The organism is Bradyrhizobium sp. CAR08 (assembly GCF_052871955.1).
On sequence record NZ_JBIXJX010000002.1, the window covers coordinates 704002 to 727571 of the forward strand.

23 protein-coding genes and 1 tRNA gene are annotated in these 23570 nt (G+C 64.8%); 16 read left to right on the forward strand and 8 right to left on the reverse strand.

Going from position 1 to position 23570, the window contains the following annotated elements; translation table 11 throughout:
- Window positions 1–11: 11 nt before the first annotated feature.
- The 3 genes from ACIPUD_RS07245 to ACIPUD_RS07255 all read left to right on the forward strand — a co-directional run bounded on the left by ACIPUD_RS07245 (window position 12) and on the right by ACIPUD_RS07255 (window position 1569).
- Entirely contained in the window at window positions 12–317 is a 306-nt protein-coding gene (locus tag ACIPUD_RS07245) for an ETC complex I subunit (RefSeq protein WP_007591346.1), read from the forward strand.
- Between the two features lie 193 nt (window positions 318–510).
- Window positions 511–996: an Lrp/AsnC family transcriptional regulator gene (locus tag ACIPUD_RS07250; protein WP_007591345.1), complete on the forward strand. Its 486-nt coding sequence runs from the start codon at window positions 511–513 to the stop codon at window positions 994–996.
- A gap of 273 nt (window positions 997–1269) precedes the next feature.
- On the forward strand, window positions 1270–1569 hold the full coding sequence (locus ACIPUD_RS07255; RefSeq protein ID WP_018457763.1) for a DUF3551 domain-containing protein: 300 nt from the start codon (window positions 1270–1272) through the stop codon (window positions 1567–1569).
- 72 nt (window positions 1570–1641) lie between these two features.
- Here ACIPUD_RS07255 and ACIPUD_RS07260 read toward each other — a convergent pair whose 3' ends face one another.
- Entirely contained in the window at window positions 1642–2670 is a 1029-nt protein-coding gene (locus ACIPUD_RS07260; protein ID WP_247296823.1) for an AraC family transcriptional regulator, read from the reverse strand.
- A gap of 158 nt (window positions 2671–2828) precedes the next feature.
- Here ACIPUD_RS07260 and ACIPUD_RS07265 point away from each other — a divergent pair, with 158 nt between their 5' ends.
- The 4 genes from ACIPUD_RS07265 to ACIPUD_RS07280 are packed head-to-tail and all read left to right on the forward strand — an operon-like array spanning window position 2829 to window position 8506.
- Window positions 2829–3956, forward strand: coding sequence for an isovaleryl-CoA dehydrogenase (locus tag ACIPUD_RS07265; RefSeq protein WP_085349863.1), 1128 nt, complete (start codon window positions 2829–2831; stop codon window positions 3954–3956).
- 24 nt (window positions 3957–3980) lie between these two features.
- Window positions 3981–5585: a carboxyl transferase domain-containing protein gene (locus ACIPUD_RS07270; protein ID WP_247296820.1), complete on the forward strand. Its 1605-nt coding sequence runs from the start codon at window positions 3981–3983 to the stop codon at window positions 5583–5585.
- 4 nt (window positions 5586–5589) lie between these two features.
- Window positions 5590–7593, forward strand: a complete 2004-nt coding sequence (locus tag ACIPUD_RS07275) for an acetyl/propionyl/methylcrotonyl-CoA carboxylase subunit alpha (RefSeq protein ID WP_446480310.1) — start codon at window positions 5590–5592, stop codon at window positions 7591–7593.
- A 1-nt stretch (window position 7594) separates the two neighbouring features.
- Window positions 7595–8506, forward strand: a complete 912-nt coding sequence (locus ACIPUD_RS07280; RefSeq protein WP_446480311.1) for a hydroxymethylglutaryl-CoA lyase — start codon at window positions 7595–7597, stop codon at window positions 8504–8506.
- A 44-nt stretch (window positions 8507–8550) separates the two neighbouring features.
- On the opposite strand, the gene ACIPUD_RS07285 is transcribed toward ACIPUD_RS07280, so the two are convergent.
- From ACIPUD_RS07285 to ACIPUD_RS07295, 3 genes are read right to left on the reverse strand one after another with little or no spacing between them, the layout of a single operon-like run.
- A complete protein-coding gene (locus tag ACIPUD_RS07285; protein ID WP_204511138.1) occupies window positions 8551–9909 on the reverse strand; it encodes a TRAP transporter large permease in 1359 nt (452 codons plus the stop codon).
- Window positions 9906–10460, reverse strand: a complete 555-nt coding sequence (locus tag ACIPUD_RS07290) for a TRAP transporter small permease (protein WP_085349846.1) — start codon at window positions 10458–10460, stop codon at window positions 9906–9908. The genes ACIPUD_RS07285 and ACIPUD_RS07290 overlap by 4 nt, the downstream gene beginning before the upstream one ends.
- Window positions 10457–11479, reverse strand: a complete 1023-nt coding sequence (locus ACIPUD_RS07295) for a TRAP transporter substrate-binding protein (RefSeq protein ID WP_085349845.1) — start codon at window positions 11477–11479, stop codon at window positions 10457–10459. The genes ACIPUD_RS07290 and ACIPUD_RS07295 overlap by 4 nt, the downstream gene beginning before the upstream one ends.
- Before the next feature lie 324 nt (window positions 11480–11803).
- Here ACIPUD_RS07295 and ACIPUD_RS07300 point away from each other — a divergent pair, with 324 nt between their 5' ends.
- The gene (locus ACIPUD_RS07300) at window positions 11804–12046 is read left to right on the forward strand and encodes a pentapeptide MXKDX repeat protein (RefSeq protein WP_368508054.1); all 243 of its coding nucleotides are present in this window, start codon (window positions 11804–11806) and stop codon (window positions 12044–12046) included.
- A 139-nt stretch (window positions 12047–12185) separates the two neighbouring features.
- On the opposite strand, the gene ACIPUD_RS07305 is transcribed toward ACIPUD_RS07300, so the two are convergent.
- A complete protein-coding gene (locus tag ACIPUD_RS07305; protein ID WP_446480312.1) occupies window positions 12186–12533 on the reverse strand; it encodes a DUF6481 family protein in 348 nt (115 codons plus the stop codon).
- 267 nt (window positions 12534–12800) lie between these two features.
- Here ACIPUD_RS07305 and ACIPUD_RS07310 point away from each other — a divergent pair, with 267 nt between their 5' ends.
- The 3 genes from ACIPUD_RS07310 (at window position 12801) to ACIPUD_RS07320 (ending at window position 14353) form a co-directional block, all read left to right on the forward strand.
- Window positions 12801–13037, forward strand: a complete 237-nt coding sequence (locus ACIPUD_RS07310; protein WP_446480313.1) for a hypothetical protein — start codon at window positions 12801–12803, stop codon at window positions 13035–13037.
- Window positions 13038–13113: 76 nt separating this feature from the next.
- A complete protein-coding gene (locus ACIPUD_RS07315) occupies window positions 13114–13362 on the forward strand; it encodes a hypothetical protein (RefSeq protein WP_085385255.1) in 249 nt (82 codons plus the stop codon).
- 184 nt (window positions 13363–13546) lie between these two features.
- The gene (locus ACIPUD_RS07320) at window positions 13547–14353 is read left to right on the forward strand and encodes a hypothetical protein (protein WP_446480314.1); all 807 of its coding nucleotides are present in this window, start codon (window positions 13547–13549) and stop codon (window positions 14351–14353) included.
- Between the two features lie 109 nt (window positions 14354–14462).
- Here the strand turns inward: ACIPUD_RS07320 and ACIPUD_RS07325 are convergent, their stop codons facing one another.
- Window positions 14463–14624, reverse strand: coding sequence for a hypothetical protein (locus ACIPUD_RS07325; RefSeq protein ID WP_446480315.1), 162 nt, complete (start codon window positions 14622–14624; stop codon window positions 14463–14465).
- A 244-nt stretch (window positions 14625–14868) separates the two neighbouring features.
- On the opposite strand from ACIPUD_RS07325, the gene ACIPUD_RS07330 reads away from it, so the two are divergent.
- Window positions 14869–15018 (forward strand): hypothetical protein, encoded by a 150-nt coding sequence (locus ACIPUD_RS07330; protein WP_018457776.1) that lies wholly within the window; start codon window positions 14869–14871, stop codon window positions 15016–15018.
- Window positions 15019–15353: 335 nt separating this feature from the next.
- On the opposite strand, the gene ACIPUD_RS07335 is transcribed toward ACIPUD_RS07330, so the two are convergent.
- Complete coding sequence (locus ACIPUD_RS07335) at window positions 15354–15581, reverse strand: DUF2171 domain-containing protein (RefSeq protein WP_018457777.1); 228 nt, start codon at window positions 15579–15581, stop codon at window positions 15354–15356.
- Between the two features lie 148 nt (window positions 15582–15729).
- Between ACIPUD_RS07335 and ACIPUD_RS07340 the strand changes: the two genes are divergently transcribed.
- The 3 genes from ACIPUD_RS07340 (at window position 15730) to ACIPUD_RS07350 (ending at window position 17737) form a co-directional block, all read left to right on the forward strand.
- Window positions 15730–17013 carry a hypothetical protein gene (locus ACIPUD_RS07340; protein WP_446480327.1) on the forward strand — a complete coding sequence of 428 codons (1284 nt, stop codon included), beginning with the start codon at window positions 15730–15732 and terminating at the stop codon, window positions 17011–17013.
- Window positions 17014–17028: 15 nt separating this feature from the next.
- Window positions 17029–17394 (forward strand): hypothetical protein, encoded by a 366-nt coding sequence (locus ACIPUD_RS07345; RefSeq protein WP_204511151.1) that lies wholly within the window; start codon window positions 17029–17031, stop codon window positions 17392–17394.
- 169 nt (window positions 17395–17563) lie between these two features.
- Window positions 17564–17737, forward strand: coding sequence for a hypothetical protein (locus ACIPUD_RS07350; protein ID WP_198957645.1), 174 nt, complete (start codon window positions 17564–17566; stop codon window positions 17735–17737).
- A gap of 118 nt (window positions 17738–17855) precedes the next feature.
- Here the strand turns inward: ACIPUD_RS07350 and ACIPUD_RS07355 are convergent.
- A tRNA-Arg gene (locus ACIPUD_RS07355) sits at window positions 17856–17932 on the reverse strand.
- A gap of 402 nt (window positions 17933–18334) precedes the next feature.
- Between ACIPUD_RS07355 and ACIPUD_RS07360 the strand changes: the two genes are divergently transcribed.
- Entirely contained in the window at window positions 18335–23539 is a 5205-nt protein-coding gene (locus ACIPUD_RS07360) for an alpha-2-macroglobulin family protein (protein WP_446480316.1), read from the forward strand.
- The last annotated feature ends 31 nt before the right edge of the window (window positions 23540–23570 follow it).

Genomic DNA, 23570 nt, shown 5'->3' on the forward strand with positions numbered 1-23570 from the left:
CCGGACCGTCCATGACCGCACGCATTTTCAAGCCCGCCAAGAACGCGATGCAATCCGGCCGGTCGAAGACCAAGGAATGGCAGCTCGACTACGAGCCCGAGCAGCCGCGCGCGGTCGAGCCGCTGATGGGCTGGACCTCGTCCGGCGACATGAAGCAGCAGATCACGCTGCACTTCCACAGCAAGGAAGAGGCGGTCGCCTATTGCGAGCGCAAGGGCATCGCCTACCAGGTGATCGAGCCAAAGGAATCGGTGCGCCGTCCGGTCGCCTATGCGGACAATTTCTCGTTCCGCCGCGGCGAGCCGTGGACGCATTGAGGGCGGGCAACGAAACTCTCGTCATGCCCGGGCTTGTCCCGGGCATCCACGTTTTAGCGTCCACGTAAAAAGCCCGCGGTTTGCCGGGACAAGCTCGGCCAACCACGCCGGTTCTTCCCATCGTCCTGCCCTTGGCAGCCATTCCGCCCCGTGCTTCGCTGTCTCGCATGATGCGACCATGACGAGGTGGGCTATGGCGGGGCGTGACCAGCTCGACGGCGTCGATCTGAAAATACTCTCCGAGTTGCAGCAGGACGGGCGGGTTCGCAATAACGAGCTGGCGCTGCGCGTCGGGGTGTCCGGGCCCAACTGCGTGAGGCGGCTGAAATCGCTGTTCAGCCGCGGCGTGATCCGGGCGGTGCGCGCCGTTATCGACGAGCGGCTGCTCGGCTACGAGGTGGTGTCGTTCGTCTCGATCCAGCTCGGCAGCCAAGCCCAGCCGGTGCTGGCGGCATTCGAGAGCTCGATCGCCGCGATCCCGCGCATCCAGCAGTGCTGGCGGATTTCGGGAGACACCGACTATCTTCTCAAATGCGTGGCGCCGAGCGTCGAGAGCATGCGCCAGCAGCTCCTGCATTTCGCCGCGATGCCGAACGTGAAGAACGTCCGCAGCTTTCCGGTGCTGGGCGTGGCAAAGGACGTGCCGCTGCCATTGCAGGAGATCGCGGCGGCAGGATAGTTCGGCGGCGACGGGTCCCAAAACGTAGCTCGCGTAACGACGTCCAGACATCCGAAGGCGCGGGAGTGACTCCCTTACCGGGATACAGGTTCGGATAAGGCGGATATAAACATAAGTAACTCACCTAACTGTGACATGTGATTTGCGAAGTTCTGCAATGCGCCGAAGCGTGATTGCCGGTTCCTGGTGCTGGCCTACATGCGAGGTGTGAACCTCAGCCTGCCTCGCATGCCGAGGCCTCTTTTGTGGGACCCTGAAGCAGGAAAAGACAACATGACCTCGATCTCGAAGACGTTCGTCGCATCCGCTGCGACGCTGTTTGCATCTGCGTTTCTCATGATGACCGCGCCGGCTGCCCAGGCAGAAGACTACTGCATCACCAATGGTGCCCAGGCCGCGCATGGCTGCGGCTATCCGACGATGGAGGCCTGCCGGGCCGCGGCCGGCGGCATCGGCGGCTCGTGCTCACAGAGCGGCGGCGCGAAGACGTCGGCCGACGCGCTGGCCTTCCAGCCGAAGCAGACGCACTCGCGCACCAAGCTGCGCCCGGGCGGGCAGACCAACTCGAACTGAGCGAGACCGTTTGGAAATGTTGCGGCCTCCGAGTTGGATCTCGGAGGCCGCAACAGCATGACAACCCGCGCTTCAGCGATACCTGCCGCGAAACTCGCGCGGGGAGGCGCCGGCCCAGGTGCGGAAGGCGCGAGAAAAGCTCTTCTCGTTGCGGAAGCCGGCGATCTCCGCGATCCGCTTGATCGGGCTGCGACCGCGCATCAACTCCTGCTTGGCGAGCTCGAATTTGGCCTCTTCCTTGAGATCCCGCAGTGAGGTCGCTTCATCGCGCAGGCGCCGATGCATGGTGCGGGTGGAGAGTGCCAGCTCGCTTGCGACATCCTCGGCGCCGAGACTGCGTCCGCGCGCATTGCGGAGTACGCGGCGAACGCGCTCGACCAGCAGCCGGTCGCGCCGATAGGGCAGTACGGTCAGCCGCAGCGCGCCCTTGAGCATGTTGTCGAGGTCCGCCGCGCTCCGGGTGAGCGGCAGCAACAGGTAATGCTTGTCGAAGGTGATGGAAGCGCGGTCCGCACCGAAGCGGATGTTTCGGCAAAAGATGGTCGGATAGACCGAGACGTGGCCGGGCTCGGGGTACGGAAATTCCGCGGCGCGGAGCGCGATTTGCGAATCCACCGCCCAGCAGGAGAAGCCGAGAACATAGCGGAGCAGGGTGACCAGGCAGAATTCGCGTAGAGGTCCGAGGTCGGCCAGTTCGCGGATGGACACGACCGCGGTCTCCTCGCCGACGGCGAGATCGAGCAGCACGTCCTCGGTGAGCAGACGATGGTGCCGGCACCAGCGCTTGAGCGCGACCTCCAGCGTCGGGGCGGTGATCGAGGCGCGGCACAGCATGCCGTAGGTGCCAAAGGGCAGCCGCCGCGAGAACCAGCCGAGCGCCTCGTCATCGAGTTCGCGCATGGCATGGCCCGCCAGCGCCTCGAACTGGCCGGCCGTGACCCGCCCATCCGGAGAATTGACAAGGTCCGGCGTTACCTGACCCCGGCTCAGCGCCTCGGTCGGATCGCGGCCGTAGCGGTCGTAAGCGGCAACGACGCCGCGGACGAAGGCGGCAGGGGTCACGGCACGGCGCGGGATCGCGGTTGCGACTTGAAAAGGCATCGGAAAATCCTCTGGGAAAATCCTCGCCAAGTTTGGCGGAAAATGCAACCTTTTCGACCGCAGAAGGGCCCCGATGCCGCTAGGTTCGGTCCCCAAAATAGGGAGGAATCGCCTTGAATATCCCGAGCATCGATTTCGATCTGGGCGAAGACATCAGCATGCTGCGCGACACGCTGCGCGCCTTCGTGGAGGCGGAGATCGCCCCGCGTGCCGCCGATATCGAGAAGGCCAATCTATTCCCGGCGGACCTCTGGAAGCGCCTTGGCGACCTCGGCCTGCTCGGCATGACCGCGCCGGAGCAATATGGCGGCTCCAACATGGGCTATCTCGCCCATATCGTCGCGATGGAGGAGATTTCGCGCGGCTCGGCCGCGGTCGGGCTCTCCTATGGCGCCCACTCAAATCTCTGCGTCAACCAGATCCGCCGCAACGGCAATGATGCGCAGCGCGAGCGCTATCTGCCAAAGTTGATCTCCGGCGAGTATGTCGGCGCGCTCGCGATGTCCGAGCCCGGCGCCGGCTCAGACGTCGTCTCGATGAAACTGCGCGCCGACAAACGCGGCGACCGCTACGTGCTCAACGGCTCGAAGATGTGGATCACCAATGGCGGCGATGCCGACGTGCTGGTGGTCTATGCCAAGACCGATCCGGAAGCGGGCCCGCGCGGCATGACCGCCTTCCTGGTCGAGAAGGGCACGAAGGGCTTCAGCCACGGCCAGCATCTCGACAAGCTCGGCATGCGCGGCTCCAACACGTATCCGCTGTTCTTCGACGAATGCGAGGTGCCGGAGGAGAACGTGCTTGGGAAGGTCGGGGAGGGCGTCAAGGTGCTGATGTCCGGCCTCGACTATGAGCGTACGGTCCTCTCGGGTGGACCACTCGGGATCATGGCGGCCTGCATGGACGCGGTGGTGCCCTATATGCACGAGCGCAAGCAGTTCGGGCAGCCGATCGGCGACTTCCAGCTCATGCAGGGCAAGCTCGCCGACATGTACGCGACCTGGCAGGCCACGCGCGCCTATGTCTATGCGGTGGGGCGTGCCTGCGACCGCGCCGATCACGCGCGCAGCTTGCGCAAGGACGCCGCCGCTGCGATCCTCTATTCCGCCGAGAAAGCGACGTGGATGGCGGGTGAGGCGATCCAGGCGCTTGGCGGGGTCGGCTACACCTCCGAATTTCCGGTCGGACGCCTGTGGCGCGATGCAAAGCTCTACGAGATCGGCGCCGGCACCTCGGAGGTCCGGCGCATGCTGATCGGTCGCGAATTGATGGCTGAGACGGCTTAAAACCTTCACGCAATTGGAACCAACATGCCGCTCCATTCCAGCATCGATACGTCTTCTTCGGACTTTGCGCGCAATTCCGAGGCCATGCGCACCCTCGTCGCGGATCTGCGCGAAAAGCTGAGCCAGGTTGCGGGCGGCGGCGGCGAGGTCTCGCGCAACCGCCACACCTCGCGTGGCAAGATGCTGGCGCGCGAGCGCGTCGACCTGCTGGTCGATCCCGGCACCGCGTTCATGGAGCTGTCGCCGCTCGCGGCCTATGGCCTTTACGGCGGCGACGTCCATTCGGCGAGCGTCGTCACCGGGGTCGGGCGCATCGCGGGCCGCGAATGCGTGATCGTCGCCAACGACGCCACCATCAAGGGCGGCACCTATTATCCCATGACCGTGAAGAAGCATCTGCGCGCGCAGGACGTGGCGCGGCAGAACAATCTTCCCTGCGTCTACATGGTCGATTCCGGCGGCGCCTTTTTGCCGCTGCAGGACGAGATCTTTCCGGACGAGCGGCATTTCGGCCGCATCTTCTACAACCAGGCGCAGATGTCGTCGCAAGGCATCCCGCAGATCGCCATCGTGATGGGCTCCTGCACGGCCGGCGGCGCCTATGTCCCCGCGATGTCGGACGAGAGCATCATCGTGCGCAATCAAGGCACCATCTTCCTGGGCGGGCCGCCGCTGGTGAAGGCGGCGACGGGCGAGGTGGTGACCGCCGAGGAGCTCGGTGGCGCCGACGTGCATTCGCGACAATCAGGCGTGACCGATCATTACGCCCAGAACGACGCGCACGCGATCGGCATCGCCCGCCGCATCGTCGGCACGCTGAAGCCATCGGTACGGCCAAACCTCAACATGCATCCGCCGCGTGATCCCTTGTTTGCGGCCGAGGAGATCTATGGCGTGGTGCCCGTCGACGGGCGCAAGCCGTTCGACGTGCGCGACATCATTGCGCGCGTGGTTGATGGTTCCGAGTTCGACGAGTTCAAGAAGCTGTACGGCACGACGCTGGTGTGCGGCTTCGCCCACATCTGGGGTTTTCCGGTCGGCATCATTGCCAACAACGGCATCCTGTTCAGCGAGAGCTCGCTGAAGGGGGCGCATTTCATCGAGCTGTGCTGCCAGCGCGGCATTCCGCTGGTGTTCCTGCAGAACATCACCGGCTTCATGGTCGGCAAGAAATACGAAGCCGGCGGCATTGCGCGTGACGGCGCCAAGCTGGTGACGGCGGTCGCGACCGCGTCGGTGCCGAAATTCACCGTGGTGATCGGCGGGTCCTACGGCGCCGGCAATTACGGCATGTGCGGCCGCGCCTACTCCCCGCGCTTCCTGTGGATGTGGCCTAACGCGCGCATCTCGGTGATGGGCGGCGAGCAGGCCTCGATGGTGCTGAGCCAGGTCCGCCGCGACAATATCGAGGCCAAGGGCGACAGCTGGTCGAAAGAAGACGAAGATAAATTCCGCGAGCCGATCCGCGCGCAATATGAGAGCCAGGGGCACCCGTATTACGCGACGGCGCGGCTTTGGGACGACGGCGTGATCGACCCGGCCGATACAAGGCTGGTGCTCGGCCTCGGCCTCTCGGTGGCGTCGAATGCGCCGATCGAGCCGACGAAATTCGGCCTGTTCAGGATGTGATGCGATGGACCGCTCAAAGCTCTACCGCCGTTTTCGCACCCTCCTGATCGCCAACCGCGGCGAGATCGCCTGCCGCGTGATCCGCACCGCGCGCGCCATGGGCCTGCGCACGGTCGCGGTCTATTCCGAGGCGGATCGCGACGCAATGCATGTCGCGCTCGCCGACGAGGCCGTGCTGCTTGGGCCTGCGCGTGCCCGCGACAGCTATCTCAATCCCGAACGGCTGATCGAGGCCGCGCGCAAGACCGGCGCGGAGGCGATCCATCCCGGCTATGGCTTCCTGTCGGAGAATGCCGAATTCGCCCAGGCGTGTTTCGACGCCGGCCTGGTCTTCGTCGGCCCGACAGCGGCAATGATGACTGCCATGGGCTCGAAGTCCGGCTCCAAGGCGCTGATGGAGAAGGCCGGCGTCCCGCTGGTGCCCGGCTATCACGGCGAGGCGCAGGACGATGCGACGTTGGCGAAGGCGGCCGAGAAGGTCGGTTTCCCGATTCTGGTGAAGGCGTCCGCCGGCGGCGGCGGCCGTGGTATGCGCATCGTTCGCTCCGCGGATGAACTTGCGCCTGCGATCGTCAGCGCGAAGCGCGAGGCCAAGGCCGCGTTCGGCGACGACCGCATGCTGATCGAAAAATATGTCGATAACCCCCGGCATATCGAGGTGCAGGTGATCGGCGACAGCCACGGCAATCTGCTCTCGCTGTTCGAGCGCGAATGCACCCTGCAGCGCCGCCACCAGAAGGTGATCGAGGAGGCACCGTCGCCGACGCTCAATCCCGCCCAGCGCGAGGCGGTCTGTGCCGCCGCGCGAAAGGCCGCGGGGGCCGTCAACTATGTCGGCGCCGGCACCATCGAGTTCGTCTCCGACGGCAAGGACGTGTTCTTCATCGAGATGAACACTCGTCTCCAGGTCGAGCATCCCGTGACCGAGCTGATCACGGGGATCGACCTGGTCGAGTGGCAGTTGCGCGTCGCTTTCGGCGAGGCGTTGCCGCTGAAGCAGGACGAGATCAAGCTTCATGGCCACGCCGTGGAGGCGCGGGTCTATGCGGAGAACCCGACCAAGAACTTCATGCCGTCGGTGGGCAAGATATCAACCTGGCGTCTGCCCGCGGAAACCGGGGGGCTGCGCATCGACTCCGGCTATCGGGAAGGCGATACGGTCTCGCCATACTACGATGCGATGCTGGCAAAAATGATCGCATGGGCGCCGACGCGGGATGTCGCGATCGAGCGGCTGAACCGCGGGCTGGAAGAGTCCGACGTCCGCGGCATCGTCACCAACATCCCGTTCCTGTCGGCGCTGATGACGCATCCGAAGGTGAGGGCGAACGCGATCGACACCGGCTTCATCGAGCGCGAGCTGGCGGTCCTGACGCAGGCGTCGCCGGCACCAGGCGAGCTCGAGCTGTGTGCCGCGGTCGCCGCTGTGATCAACAACGAGCGGCAGGCTGCACAGGCGGACGCGAATTCGCCCTGGCAGACCTTTGGCTGGATGCCGGTCGGCCGCCGTCAGCGCGGCTTTGCTTTCCGCGTTGGACACGGGCCGGAGCAGAAGGTTGTGCTGAACTATGGCAGCGGCCCGTCGACGCTCGTGATCGGCGAGCGCGAGCTGGCGTTTACGATGGTAGCGAAGGACGGCGGCTTCGATCTGACCCTCGACGGCGTCAAAACGTCGGTCGCGGCCGTGATCGACGGCCATGAGCTGTATTTGCGCACGCGCAACGGCCGCTTCGATCTGCATTGGGTTGATCCGTTCGGCGGCGAGATGGAGGAGCAGGTCGGCGCGGACAAGATCGCAGCGCCCTTGCCGGGCACGGTCGTCGCCGTGCTGGCGGAGGAGGGCGCCAAGCTCGAGAAGGGGGCGCCGATCCTCACCCTGGAAGTGATGAAGATGGAGCAGACGCTGCGTGCGCCCTATGCCGGCGTGCTGAAATCCATCAAATGCAAGGTCGGCGACATCGTCCAGGAGGGCGTCGAGCTCGCCGTGGTCGAGCCTTCCGGAGAATGAGATGAGCGATAAGGTCCGCATCATCGAAATGGGGCCGCGTGACGGCCTCCAGAACGAGAAAACGGCGGTCAGTGTCGAGGCCCGGATCGCCTTCATCGAGGCGCTGGTCGCGGCCGGCCTCAATACAGTCGAGGTCGGCGCCTTCGTCTCGCCCAAGGCGATCCCGCAGATGGCGAGCTCGGACGCCGTGCTGCGCGGCGTTCGCCATTTGACCAGTGCCGAATTCCACGTGCTAGTGCCGAACGAGAAGGGCTATGACGCCGCGTGCGCGGCCGGCGCAAAGATCGTCTCGGTGTTCGCCGCGGCCTCCGAGGGCTTTTCGCGGGCCAACATCAATTGCACGGTCGCGGAGTCCATCGAACGGTTTAAGCCGGTGCTGGCGCGCGCCAGGGTCGATGGTGTCAAGGTCCGCGGCTATATCTCCTGCGTGCTGGGCTGTCCGTTCGACGGCGAGATCAAGCCGAAGGCAGTTGCCGATCTCGCCACCACGCTGTGGGATCTCGGCTGCTACGAGATCTCGCTCGGCGACACGATCGGTGTCGGTACGCCTGATAAGGCCAAGGAGATGCTGCGGGCGGTCAGCGCCAACATCCCTCCCGCCAATCTCGCGATGCATTTTCACGACACCTACGGCCAGGGGCTCGCCAATCTCTATGCGGGGCTGGAGGAAGGCGTCCGCGTCATCGACGCCGCCGCCGGCGGCCTCGGCGGCTGCCCCTACGCGCCGGGCGCGACCGGCAACGTCGCGACCGAGGACGTCGTCTATATGCTCGGGGGCATGGGGATTAGGACGGGTGTCGATATGGACCGGTTGCTGGCGGCAACCAACGAGATGAGCGGCGTGCTGGGCAAGCCGCCGGTGAGCCGCGTGGCCTCCGCACTGAACGCGAAGAGGAAGCGCGCCAGCTCCTAGTTCTCCATTATTGCGAGCGCAGCGAGCAATGATGGTGGACGCAGCTACCTGCTCCCGTCCGGCCCCATCACCAGGTCCGGCAGTGCGGTCGAGATGCCCGGCACGAAGCAGAGCAGCAGCACCGCGAGCATCATCAAAAGCACGAACGGCAGCGTGCCCCAGATCACCTCGCGCAGGGGAATATCCGGCGCGACGTTGCGGATGACGAAGATGTTGAGGCCGACAGGCGGATGGATCAGTCCCATCTCCATCACGATGGTCATGACGACGCCGAACCAGATGATGTCGAAATTGGCGGCGCGGAGCGGCGGCAGGATGATCGGCGCGGTCATGAGAATAATCGAGACCGGCGGCAGGAAGAAACCGAGCACGACGACCATGACGAGGACCGCGAACAAGAGCCCCCAGCGCGGCAAATGCATCGCGACGACGGATTCGGCGGCCGATTGCGAGATGTGCAGATAGCTCATCACGTAGGAATAGAGCAGCGACATGCCGATGATCATCATCAGCATGGTCGATTCCCGGATCGTCGATTTCAGGATCGGGGCAAGGTCGCTCGGCCGCCACACGCTGTAGATCGCCGCGATCAATGCCAGCGCCAAGAGGCCGCCGAGGCCGGCGGTCTCCGACGGCGTGGCGTAGCCGCCATAGAGCGCGATCATGACGCCGGTGAGCAGCAGCACGAAGGGGATCACGCGCGGCAGCACGCTGAAGCGTTCCGCGAGCGTGTACTCGTCGCGGGCGAGGATCGCAGCTTCCGGGCCGCCGTTCTTGTAGATCGCTTCGGCCGCGGCGTATTCCTGGCGGAAGCGGATCACGGCGTAAACGCCGAACAGCGAGACCAGCAGCAGGCCGGGCCCGATACCGGCGAGGAACAGCCGTCCTAGCGATTTTTCGGCGGCGACCGCAAACAGGATCATGGTGATCGACGGCGGTAGCAGAATGCCGAGCGTGCCGCCGGCGGCGATGATCCCCGCGGCAAAGCCGCCGGAATAGCCGCGCTTGCGCATCTCGGGGATGCCGGCCGAGCCGATTGCCGAGCAGGTCGCGGGCGAGGACCCCGCCATCGCCGCAAACAGCGCGCAGGCGAACACATTGGCGACGCCGAGCCCGCCGGGGACGCGGTGCAGCCAGGCGTGCAGGGCCGAGTAGAGATCCTGGCCGGCGCGCGACTTGCCGATCGCGGCGCCCTTCAGGATGAAGAGCGGGATCGACAGCAGCGTGATCGAGGCCATTTCCTCGTAGACATTCTGCGTCACCGTGTCGAGAGAGGCGGCGGGCATGTAGATGCCCATGAACACGACTGCGACCGCGCCGAGCGCGAACGCGATCGGCATGCCCGAAAACATCACGACGAGCGTCGCGATCCCGTAGGCGAGGCCGATACCGAAAACGCTCATGAACGCCTGGCTCCAGCGAAAGGCAGCGCAAGCTGCACGAGGATCTGGACGCAGAGCAGACTCATGCCGAACGCCATTAGCGAATAGGGGATGGCCAGCGGCGGCGACCACATCGAGTTCGAGACCTGGCCATCGACATAGGCTTCATGCGCCAGTGTCCAGGACTTCCAGGCGAAGAAAGCGCAGAACAGAAGCGTCACGGCATCGACCAGCCAGAGCCTGATCCGGTTCGCCAGTGGTGAGAGCAGGCCGACGAAGGCCTCGATGCCGATGTGACCGCGGTTCTGCTGCACGTAGGCGGCCGTCATGAAGGTCGCTCCGACCAGCAGGAACACCGCGGCCTCGTCCTGCCAGTAATTGGCAGCCTTGAACAAGGCGCGGCTGAGCACGCTGTAGCTCAGGATGGCGCAGGCGGCGATCAGCGCAATCGCGGCGAACACGACGATGATGTTGTTGAGGATGGCGAGACCGCGATCGATCGCTGCCGCAAGGCCGGTCCTTGCGGCAGCGTTTACCTGGCTGTCACGATCCGGAAGCGGACCGTGGCTCATGCGGCGACGTCGGTCGCGAGCTTGAGCAGGTTGGCAGATGTCGCGGTCTTGGCGCCGTAGTCCTTCCATGCGGTGTCGCGGGCGATGTCACGCCACTTGCCGACGGTCGCGGCATCAAGCGCCGAGACCTTGGCGCCGGCCTTCTCGTAGACCTTGGCGACCTCGACGTCGTCGTCCTGCGCGCCCTTGCGGCCGAAGGCTTCGAGCTCGGTGCCGACCGCGAGCAGGACGTCCTGCTGGTTCTTCGGCAGCTTGTCGAAGATCGCCTTCGACATCATCAGCGGCTCGAGCATGAACCAATAGGACGCGCCTGCGCCCGAGGTCAGCGATTTCGCGACCTCCTCAAGCCGGAACGAGATCAGGCTGGTCGAGGAGGTGATGCCGGCATCACACGCCCCCGTCTGCATCGCTGCGTAGATTTCGTTCGAGGGCACCGACAGCACGGATGCGCCGGCAGTCTGCAGCACCATGTCCATCTCGCGCGAGCCGCCGCGCACCTTGAGACCCTTGGCATCTTCGGGGGCCACGATCGGCTTGGAGCGGCTGGCGACGCCGCCGGCCTGCCACACCCAGCTGAGCAGGATGATGCCCTTGTCGGCGAGGAAGTCGGTCAAGGCCTTGCCGACCGGCTCCTTCTTCCAGCGCATGCCCTGGTCGTAGGTGGTGACGAGGCCCGGCATCAGGCCGATATTGGTTTCCGGCAATTCGCCGCCGGCATAGGGCATCGGATAGAGGCTGATGTCGAGCGCGCCCTTGCGCATCGCGGAGAACTGCGCGTTGGTCTTGATCAGCGAGGAGTTCGGATAGATCTCGGCGGCGATGTCGCCGTTGCTGCGCTTGCTGACTTCGGCGGCGAACACGCGACAGAGCCGGTCGCGGAAATCGCCCTTGTCGACGGTGCCGCCCGGGAATTGATGCGAGATCTTCAGCGTGGTCGCGGCATGCGCGGTGCCGGTGCTGAAACGGAGAATGGCGGGTGCGGCGACGGCGGTCGCGATCAGGTGGCGGCGCGTGAACATGGCGTGATTCCCTTGGACGGTTCTTGGAAGGTCTTGTTTGCTTTGCCGTGATTTTGGGCCGGTCTTGGAGACCGCGCTGAGGCCCATCCTAGCCGGTCTTTCAGACAATGTTCTCTAGTCTGATAGTTCGAGACCGAATGCCGCGGCAAGCGTCGGTGATGCTGCATTGCACACTCCTGATCTCCTACATCCGCAGAACCAAGGATGGCGGCGGGCTCGCGGAAATTTATCAGCGGCCGCGTAACAACGCCCCGTGGCAATCCGTCGAGATCAGATAGCGGCGTCCGTCGCTGACCAACATCCATCTCGAAGGGAAGACCAGTCATGACCATTCGTACCCGCATCGCGCTCGGCGTTTCGGCGGCCGTTCTCTCGCTCGGCCTCGCGCTGTCGCCTGCCGCCTTTGCCCAGGACAAGATGGGCAAGGATGACGGCATGATGAAAAAGGACACGATGTCCAAGGACGGCATGAAGAAGGACACCATGTCCAAGGACGACGGCATGAAGAAGGACACGATGTCGAAGGACGGGATGAAGAAAGACGACGGGGTGATGAAGAAGCACTGATCTTCCAACGTCGAGGAGGCGCTTGCGACAGGCAGACGCGCGCCAAAAATCCGGGGGCGGTCACGTAGACCGCCCCCAGAGCATTTGTTTCAGTCCAAATTCAATTGAACGTGACTTGCGCGCGTTAGACTTGCAAACGTTACTTGCGCTTCGCCTTGCGGGCGGCGTAGCGGGCGTCCCGCTTGGCTTTTTGCTCGGCCTCGGCTTCGGCCGCCTTCGCGACGGCTTCTTCGGCCTCGCGGGCGATCCGCGCGGCCTCGAGCGCGGAAGCTTCTTCTTGAAGGCGCTTCTGCTCGGCCTTTTCCGTGTCGCGCGCAGCCTTTGCTTCGGCGCGCTTGGCCGCAAGGGCCTCGCGCTCCGCACGCTTCGCCACAACCGCGGGATCATCCGGCCCCGGCTGCGACTTGAATTTGTTCAAAAGGTTCTTGCGTGCTTCCTGTGCCGCCTTTTGCCGGTCGGAGAAGCCTGGTTCCCTAAATCCACTCATCGGCGAACCTTGTCATCCTCGCTTTCGATCCTACATCACTGCCTGTTGGTACGTCGGCTGGGCATAGCGGGCGCCGCGCGACGCAGATGCGTGTACATCGGCGCGCGCCGTGATGCCACCTATAATCGCAGCCGATCAGGTAGACGAAAATCGCCGCCCCCGACGATCTCTCGTAGCCCGGAAAAACTGCCGAATTGTGATGTCCCTCATAAGGGGGCACCAGGGCGGTGCCTAGCGTCCGCCTGGTATGAGACGCGGAGCACGGGTATGACGATCTCACGACTGAGCCTGAAGGCGCTCGCAATCGCCGTTGTGGTGGCAGCCTTGACCACTGCCGCGCTGCTGCTCGCCCGTCCGCAACCAATCGAAAGTGCCGTCCTGGGCACGGATTGGGAATGCACCCAGACCGCGTTTGTGCTTACGACCTGCGCTCCGCGCGTCCAGCAGGCGATCCCGGCGGCCGAAACCTCCCGCAAGGAAGCGATCCGGCCGACCCGAGGCTAACCGGGAGAAGCTGGACGGGATGTGACGCCACGCCGCAGAGGTGATAAAGCCCGCTCGCCCCCGTGATCGGTCAGCCATGTCCAAGCCCGAAGCCAGTTCCGAAGCCAACTCCGAAGCTAAGCCCGAACCGGGCGCGAAGCCGAAATCCACTCCAAAACCTCAATCCGGTGACAACCGCCGCGGCGCCATCGCTGGCTTGATCATCGCGATCCTGATCCTCGGCGTCGGCTGGTGGCTCGCCCGCGATCTCACCTCCGCGAGCAAGATGCAGGACTGCCTGATGTCCGGGCGAAGCAACTGCAATGTGATCGAGCCGGCCCACTAGAGGCATGCCAGAGCGACCCGCGCGGACGAAAAAATGTCGTGATCTTAATCATTTGTAACGGGACTTAGCCGACCAAAGCAGGTCAGTCATGTCAGCCGGCATCAGCTCAGCGCGAGCCGAATCGTCTATCGCGCCAGGCATCACGGCGGTTGACGGCAATCGAAAGAGTAGGGGGCAAGCACGCATGAGTGTGTCCAGTCGCATCAAGATCATCATTCCCTTGGTTTCGGCGATGTCATTGCTCGCCGTCCCGGCGCAGGCTCAGGACGCCAGACCGCCTAGAGACGCCGCCCAGCCATCGGCCGGGCCAGGCGCCGGCGCGCCGCCGCAGAACATGCGAAAGGGGCCGCCGCCGCAGCAGGCTGCCCGGCCGGCGCCACAGGCCGGCGTCCAGCCCTACGCCGGCGGTCTTGGTCATGCTGGTCCGGGTCCAAATCCTGCTCTCGCGAGTCCAGGTCCTGGCCCTCGCAATGCCGGCGGTCCGCCGCCCGGACGCAATTACGCCAGGGGTCCCGCACCGGCGCGCGACTGGGGCGGACACACCTATCGCGGCCATCTCGCCTGGGATGGCGGACGCTGGCGCCACGAAGTCCACAACGGCCGCTCTGGCTGGTGGTGGGATGTGGGCGGCGCGCGGTATTATTATCCGCAGCGGATGGACGGGCCTCCGGCCTATATCTCGGAGGATTATTACGACGACGTCCCCGTGGCCTATGCTCCGCCCGTCGCCTACGAACCGCCGCCGCCGCCGCCACCGGCCGATCCCGGCGCGAGCGCGCTTGGCGGCGCTATCGTCGGCGGCGTGCTGGGCGGCCTGATCTCGGGCAACGCCTCGGGTGCGGCCGCCGGCGCGGTGATCGGCGGTGCCACCGGCGCGATCGCCGGCGCGACGGCTGCTTCGCGCCCGGGCTACTATCTGGCCCAAGGCAACTGCTACTACCGCTATCCGAGCGGCCAGTACGTGCAGGCTGATCCACGGGGTTGTTACTGAGCACGCCAGGCGAGGGCTGAAGCGAAGAGGCGGCGAAAAGCCGCCTCTTTTCGTTTTGGCGCTGGCCCTCAGCTGGCCGGGAATTGATTCAAGGGGATCGCCCCGCGCGTCAGGACACTAGCCAGCTGAAGAACGCGATCGCGGCCCAGACCAGGCCTGCGATCCAGGCCAGCATCACGATGCCGATGGTCGCAAGATAAGCGATGCCGAGCGGGTCGGATCTTTCGCCTCGCGTCGAGACGGGAATTTCGGCTGCGGCTTCTTGCGTCATGACGGGAATATCTCCCAAGCCTTCTCGCTCTCTGGGAGCGCTGAGGACTGTTTAGCGGAGGCGCCGTGCGCCGGCTGTGACGCACTTCACAGATCGGTACGCATCAAGCCCCCAATCGGGGCGGGTCGTTCGACAGATGCGTGAATTGGATTGCGTCGCAAATCCGCGAGGACGGCATTACCCCGCAATCATACGGACGAAATTGCCACGCGCTTGTCCAGATCGTCCGGCTAGAATTGGCTTCATGTGTACCAAGTACGATCCACAGCATGAAGCCGAGACGGCGATGAAGCGCGCCGTGGCGGCCGAAGGTCCTGACCGGCAACGTCTCATCGAGCTGGCCCTGGCCTGGCATCAACTCGCCCGCGACCGGCGCGAAGAGCGGACGGACTGAGCTCTCTCTGTTACGAGAGAACTGGTATTCACAGAAAAACCCCGTGCTCGGGGGACAAGCACGGGGTTCTCGAGAGCCGATCGGGGCTGGCAAATCGGCACCACTGGATTTCGAACGCGCCGATCGCAAGTTCGTTCCGCGCCCCCTTCAATTCATTTCGCGCGAGAACGCCGCCATCGGCGCCTATGCTCGTGACACTCGACGCCTGACGCGAGCCGCCGAAACGCTACGTTAAGACTCGTTCGGACGACGATTTTCCGATCGCGATTCGTTTCGGGCAACGAAGCGGAGCAGGACCGTGAACAAACAAAAAGTCCCCGAAGGGCTGCACTGTGTCAGGCAGCTTCCGACTTCGGCACCGCGTCGGCATTGACCGAAAGCTTGACGACATCGCCTTCGACGGCACCGACATATTTCGTGTCGATGTAATGATGATGGTCCTTGTGACCTTCCGGGTTGTCCTTCCGCGTCAGCTTGATACGGTTGCCCTCGACGCGGTCGACGGTGCCGACATGTGCGCCGTCCTTGCCGACGATCTTCATGTGCTCTCTGATCTCGCTCATGATGTTCTCCTTGTGCCGTGTCAACGGCGAGGACCGGTCTTCGTTGCAAGGATAGGCGGGCCCGGCTGTTGGAGCCAATGCGCTCGCCGAACGTTGAATGGCAGTCGCAATTGCCAAGATCCGCATCAAGACGCTCATCAAGATCCGCATGGAGACCTCCGAGGCCTATCTCGATCGAAAGCACAGGGAAATCGGGCTGCTGAACGATTGCCTGAGGAGCCCGCTGCATTTGGCTCGGCCGCAATCGGTCGACGAGGTTGTGGTCTCCAAGTTTCAGCTCGCCGCCGCACTACGCGCGGAACATGCGCTGCAGGACTGGAGAGCGACGGAGACGGCCTGGTCGCATGCGGCGTCTCCCCGCAGCGGTCCGTTCGTGTTCAGCTACGACTATCAGCGCGCGGACCTCAAGGTGAGTGGTCCCTCGTTCTATGAACTCGAGCGGGGCTGCAGGGGCGAGGCGATCTATACCGCCTCCGGCATGGCCGCGATCTCCGCGCTGCTGCTCGCGTCCGCACGGATCATCGGCAAAGCAGACGTCGTGGTGCTGCCGGGCACTTACGGCGAGACACTGGAGCTGATCGAGAGCCTCGTTCCCCATTTGCGGCTTGTCACCGCCAGCCTCCCGCTGGGCGAAGCGTTCGCTGCGGCAGCCTTGCCACGCTTTCTCCTGCTCGATTCATGCGCCCCTGCCGGGGCGTTCGAAGCGGCTCTGCGTTGCGACGGTTCGGGGCTCGATCTCTTGATTTTCGACACGACATGTTTCGCTGGCAGATCGGGGCGCATCCGGCGCGTCCTGAGATGGGCCGCGCGATGGGACATTGCAGTCGTGTTGGTGCGAAGCCATAACAAGCTGGATTCGCTCGGGGTGGAATACGGCCGGCTCGGCTCTGCCGTGTTCGTGCATTGGAGCCGGAAGGACCTCAAGGCGGGCCAGCTGCTGTCCGAAAGCCTGGCGGCGGAAACCCGCAATGCCGTCCGGCTTCTCGGTGGCGCGGCGTTGCCGGCGCACTTCCCGCCATTCGTGGGCTCTGTGGCCTATTGGGCCCTGACGAAAAGGCGCGTCGCTGCGATTCTGCGCAACGGTCGCCACGCGGCGCGATATTTCGCCGCCGAGCTCGCTTCGCTCTCGGCCGAGCTGCATTTCACCCACGGCCTCTATGTCACGCTTCGCGGCAGGCGCGCCCTCGATGAGGCGACCGCGCGGCAGGCCGCCGAGGACATGAGCCGCGACCTGAGCGGCAAAGGGTTCCCCATTCGCCACGCCGGCAGTTTTGGTTTCGATTTCGCGGCGACCGAGTGGTTTCACGACGCGACGACGGATCGGTACAGCGTCCGGGTGGCGGTGCCGGATTTGCCGACTGAGTTGTGGAAGGATCTAGCAGCGGCGATTGCCGGGTGGTGGGCGCGACATCAAGGCGACACTGAAGGGTGAGTGCGGTGCAAGGCCATGACAGAGCGACCGAAAGCGTTTCCTTACAGGGAATGCACGTGGCATGTTTCAGACGAACAGTCCCGGCAATGGCTTGCGGTGCTTGAAAAGACGGGTGCAGCCAACGTCCGAGCGCGCCTTGCCCAGACCGACGCGGCATCCGCAGGAGCGATCGCGATCGGAACCGCGCCCGTCATGACGATCGGGTTCGCCCAGGAATGGCTGAACTGGAAAGATAATCAAAAATCCGAGGCGGATATCGAACGGCACGAGCGGCAGATCTGGTGGACTCGGACCGCGGCAATCGCCGCATCGGTCGCCGCCTTGAGCGCACTGTTCGGCTGGATTTGGACGATCTTCATCCGGGGGAATAACGGCCTATAACAAACATGATTGTTACGTTGCGCATACATCCGCCAGACGAGAGGGGCGACAAACTGCGCTGTTTCAATCGATCGCCAGGCATTCTTCCACGGCCGGCTTCTGGTGGCCGCGACGCGCCCACGCTTGAACGGCGAAGGCGAGTTGGTGCTGACTCGCTGCCGCGTCCGCGATGGTGGCCCGGGCCGTCGCGATCGGCTTTGTGACCACACCGGAGTTCACGACTCCCGCGTCAACTGCCAAAAACGATATTGCTACAACCGCCACCGCCGACGCGATCGCCATTCTCGTCAAGTCGGATAGTGGCATCGAAGTCCTTATCGGGCGCACGTCGCTCGGCGAATAGATAGGGCTCGTTTGCCCGGATCAAAGGCCGGAGCGAGGCGGCCCACGCGTTCGTGAAGGACGGATTCTGCAGGTGCGCGCCGTAGATCGGGCTCACGATGAACGGATGAGACCGAAATTGGCGATCCCGGCAGGAATCGAACCTGCAACCCTCAGAGTAGAAATCTGATGCTCTATCCAGTTGAGCTACGGGACCGTCTTGAGCCGCCCTGGTTGGGGGCCGCTGTTCATCTACCATGCCATTATGAAAAATATCGTCTTTCGCCAAGCCTGAACCGAACCGTTTTCGTCGAAGCCGCGACAAAGCGGAACGGTGGGGTGTCAGGGTGCCGGGTTGAGCGGCAGCAGACTGGACGATGGATCACATCGCCGGGAATGCTGATCAGCTTCCGGGACACGGCCGCCGGACGACTGGTCGGATATTGCTGCGCCATCAGGACGGCGTGCGCGGCGGTAGCTTGATCGGTCTCCTCTGGGCGTGCCTTGTCATGGCGAATGCGACGGTTTGCACCTTTGGTTCCATCGCCTTGAGTCCGTCACCTTTCCGCGCATTTCATGCGACAAGCGGCGTTCGTCCGTGATTTCCGGGAGTCCATCCATGATCGGTCTTGTTCGCGCCGTCACACTCTGCGCCACGCTGGCGTTCGGCCTTAGCGTCGCGCAGGCCGCCGACAAAGCCTTCAAGCGGGACGACCTCGCCGATTCCGCGATCAAGCTGGAGGCGCAGATCAAGGGCGAGGCGGGGCCGGTCGCCAAGACCGGCGCGAGCTTGCGCACCGACGCCGATGCTGCCTTCCGGCGCAACGACTATCGCACCGGCCTGTCGGTGCTCGGCCAGATCGCGGCGACCACGCCGGAGGACGCCGGCAACTGGTTGCGGCTGGCAAAGGTCATCTTCCAGATATCGCCGAAGAGCTCGAGCGAGCAGACGTTCCTGCTGGAGCGCGCCTCGACCGCCGCCTACATCGCCTACCAGCGCGCCGGGAATGCGGGCGAGGAGGCCGACGCGCTCGCGGTGCTCGGCAAGTCTCTTTCCGAACGCAAGCTGTGGCGGCCGGCGCTGGATGCTCTGCGGCTGTCGCTCGACATGCGCGAGGTCGCCGACGTCCGCGGCCAATATGAGAAGATGCGCGACGAGCACGGTTTTCGGCTGCTCGACTACACCGTGGACTCGGACTCCGCCAGTCCGCGCGCCTGCTTCCAGTTCTCGGAGGAGTTGGCAAAACGCACCGATTTCGCGCCGTACCTCGCACTGGCCGGCCAGGACAAGCCGGCCCTGTCGGCCGAGGCCAAGCAGCTCTGCGTCGACGGGCTGAAGCATGGCGAGCGCTACAACATCAATTTGCGCGCCGGCCTGCCGTCCACCGTGAAGGAAGGCCTTCCGAAATCGGCCGAGTTCAACGTCTATGTGCGCGACCGCAAGCCCTTCGTGCGCTTCACCAGCCGCGCCTATGTGCTGCCGAGGACGGGCCAGCGCGGCATTCCCGTCGTCAGCGTCAACACGCCAGCCGTCAACATCAACGTGTTCCGGATCGGCGACCGCAATTTGATCAACACGGTGGTCGACAGCGATTTCCAGAAGACCCTGTCGAAATACCAGCTCAGCGATCTCGGCGGCGAGCGCGGCGTGAAAGTCTGGACCGGCGAGCTTGCCACCGCGATGACGCTCAACCAGGACGTCACCACGGCATTCCCGGTCGACCAGGCGCTTGGTGAACTCCAGCCCGGCGTCTATGTGATGACGGCCGCGGCCAAGGGGCCGGGCTCGGACGACGACTATCAGCTCGCCACCCAATGGTTCATCGTCTCCGATCTCGGCGTCACGGCCTATTCCGGCAATGACGGCGTCCATGTCTTCGTGAATTCGCTGGCCTCGACCGATCCGGTCGGCAAAGCCGAGGTGCGGCTGGTCGCGCGCAACAACGAGATCCTGGCCACCCGCAAGACCGATGAGAGCGGCCATGTGCTGTTCGAGGCGGGGCTTGCGCGCGGCGAGGGCGGCCTGTCGCCGGCGATGCTCACCGTGACCGGCGAGAAGGCTGACTATGCCTTCCTCAGCCTCAAGTCCTCCGCCTTCGACCTGTCGGACCGCGGCGTTTCGGGCAGGGCCGTGCCTGCGGGCGCCGACGCTTTCGTCTATGCCGAGCGCGGCGTCTACCGCTCCAGCGAGACCGTCTATCTCACCGCGCTGTTGCGCGACGGGCAGGGCAACGCCGTCACCGGCGGGCCGATGACCCTGGTGATCGAGCGTCCTGATGGCGTCGAATTCCGCCGCGCCGTGCTGTCCGACCAGGGCGCGGGCGGGCGCACCTTGTCGGTGCCGCTCAACTCGGCCGTCCCGACCGGGACCTGGCGGGTGCGCGCCTTCACCGATCCGAAGGGCTCTTCGGTCGGCGAGACCACTTTCATGGTCGAGGACTACGTCCCCGATCGGATCGAATTCGACTTGTCTGCCAAGGACAAGCTGATCAAAGCTAACGCTCCAGTGGAGCTTAAGGCGGACGGTCATTTCCTCTATGGCGCGCCGGCCTCGGGGCTAGCGCTCGAAGGCGACATGCTGGTCGCGCCCGCGTCCGAGCGGCCGGGCTTCGCCGGCTACCAGTTCGGCGTCGCCGACGAGGAGACCACCTCGAACGAGCGCACGCCGCTGGAGAACCTGCCGGAAGCCGACGCCAACGGCGTTGCGACCTTCCCGGTCACGCTCGACAAGCAGCCGGCCTCGACGCGGCCGCAGGAGGCGCAGATCTTCGTCCGCATGGTCGAGACCGGCGGCCGCGCCGTCGAGCGCAAGATCGTGCTGGCGGTCGCGCCTGCTGCCGCGATGATCGGCATCAAGCCGCTATTCGGCGACAAGAACGTCGCCGAGGGCGACAAGGCCGAGTTCGATGTTGTGTTCGTCTCGCCCGAGGGTGAGAGGCTTCGCCGCGACGGCCTGCGCTACGAGCTCCTGAAGATGGAGTCGCGCTACCAATGGTATCGCCAGAGCAATTACTGGGAGTACGAGCCGGTCAAATCGACCTCGCGCGTCTCCGACGGCGACGTGACAGTTGCCGCGGACAAGCCGTCGCGGATTTCGCTGACCCCACAGCCCGGCCGCTACCGGTTGGACGTGAAGTCGAACGACGCCGACGGGCCCGTGACCTCGGTACAGTTCGACGTCGGCTGGTATTCCGACGGGAGCGCCGACACGCCGGACCTCCTGGAGACCTCGATCGACAAGCCGCAATACGCCTCGGGCGACACGATGACCGTGTCGGTCAACGTCCGCAGCGCCGGCAAACTGACGGTCAACGTGCTCGGCGATCGCCTGCTGACGACGCAGACCATCGACGTCAAGGAAGGCACCGCCCAGGTGAAGCTCCCGGTCGGCAAGGACTGGGGCGCCGGCGCCTATGTTGTGGCAACGCTGCGCCGTCCGCTCGATGCGGCCGCGCAACGCATGCCGGGCCGGGCGATCGGACTCAAATGGTTCGGTATCGACAAGCAGACCCGTACATTGCAGGTGAAGCTGACGCCGCCGGCTCTGATCCGGCCGAATGGGTTGCTGAAGATCCCCGTCAAGCTCGACGGGCTCAATCCGGGCGAGGACGCCAAGATCGTGATCGCCGCGGTCGACGTCGGCATCCTCAACCTCACTAATTACAAGCCGCCGGCGCCAGACGACTATTATCTCGGCCAGCGCCGCCTGAGCGCGGAGATCCGCGATCTCTATGGGCAACTCATCGACGGCATGTCGGGCACGCGCGGGCAGATCAAGTCCGGCGGCGACGCCGGTGCCGCCGAGCTCCAGGGCTCGCCGCCCGCGCAAAAGCCGCTCGCGCTCTATTCGGGCATCGTCACCGTTGCCGCCGACGGCACGGCCGAAGTGAGCTTCGACGTTCCGGAGTTCGCCGGCACCGCGCGCGTGATGGCGGTGGCGTGGACCGCGACCAAGCTCGGTCGCGCCAACACGGACGTGGTGATCCGCGACCCTGTCGTGCTGACCATGACCTTGCCGCGCTTCCTGCTCAACGGCGACCACGGCACGGTCAATCTCGAGATCGACAATGTCGAGGGGCAGGCCGGCGATTACGTCATCAACGTGAAGACCGGCGGGCCGGTGAGAATGACCGGCAATCCCGCGACCACGGTCAAGCTTGCCGCCAAGCAGCGGAATTCGTTCACGCTCGCCATCGACGCGACGGCGGCGGGGCAGGCGACACTCGACGTCGACATCAAGGGGCCGAATGGCCTGGCGCTGGCGCGCCATTATGCGCTCGACGTCAAGGCGGCGACGCAAGTGCTGGCGCGGCGCTCGATCCGGACGCTGGCGAAGGGTGAGAGCCTGACGTTGACCTCGGATATGTTCGCCGATCTCGTGCCGGGCACCGGTAGCGTCTCGGTCTCGGCCAGCCTGTCCACTGCGCTCGATGCGGCGACGATCCTCAAAGCACTTGACCGCTATCCCTATGGCTGCTCGGAGCAGATCACCAGCCGCGCCATGCCGTTGCTCTATGTCAACGAGCTCGCGGCCGGTGCGCACCTGGCCATGGACACCGAGGTCGACCAGCGCATCCGCGACGCCATCGAGCGGCTGCTGGCCCGCCAGGGCTCGAACGGCTCGTTCGGGCTGTGGTCGGCAGGCGGTGACGATTCCTGGCTGGACGCGTATGTGACGGACTTCCTGACTCGCGCCCGCGAAAAGGGCTTTGTGGTGCCGGATGTGCTGTTCAAGACCGCGCTCGACCGCATCCGCAACTCGGTCGTCAACGGCAACGAGCCGGAGAAGGACGGCGGCCGCGATCTCGCCTACGGCCTCTATGTGCTGGCGCGCAACGGCGCGGCGCCGATCGGCGACCTCCGCTATCTCGCCGACACCAAGCTGAGCAACCTCGCCACTCCCATCGCGAAATCGCAGCTCGCCGCGGCGCTCGCGCTGGTCGGTGACCGCAACCGCGCGGAGCGGGTCTATGGCGCAGCCCTCGACAGTCTCGCCCCAAAGCCGGTGCTGGAGTTCGGCCGCACCGACTACGGCTCGCAGCTCCGCGATGCCGCAGCGCTGGTGTCGCTTGCCAGTGAAGGCAACGCGCCGAAGGCAACGCTGACGCAGGCGGTGTCGCGGGTCGAGACTGCGCGCGGGCTGACGCCCTACACCTCCACGCAGGAAAATGCGTGGCTGGTGCTGGCGGCGCGCGCGCTCGCCAAGGAGAACCTGTCGATGGAGGTGGACGGCCAGCCGGTCAAGACCGCGCTGTACCGCAGCTACAAGGCCGCCACTCTGGAAGGCAAGCCGCTGAAGATCACCAACACCGGAGACGCGCCGGTGCAGGCGGTGGTCTCGGTGTCGGGGTCGCCGGTGACGCCTGAGCCCGCGGCATCGAACGGCTTCAAGATCGAGCGCAGTTTCTTCACGCTCGACGGCAAGCCCGCCGATATCAGCAAGGTCAAGCAGAACGACCGCTTCGCCGTGGTGCTGAAGATCACCGAGGCCAAGCCCGAATACGGCCACATCATGGTGTCCGACTATCTGCCGGCCGGCCTGGAAATCGACAATCCAAAACTGGTGTCGTCGGGCGACAGCGGCACGCTGGGCTGGATCGAGGATGGCGAAGAGCCCGAAGATACCGAGTTCCGCGACGATCGTTTCACGGCTGCCGTCGATCGGGCCTCGGATTCCAAGGCGGTCTTCACGGTGGCCTACGTCGTGCGTGTGGTCTCACCCGGCAAATACGTGCTGCCGCAGGCCTATGTCGAGGACATGTACAATCCCTCGCGCTACGGCCGTACCGGGACCGGCACGGTCGAGGTGCGGGCGGCGAAGTGAGTGGTGATGGGATGAGCGACAAGGAGCCACA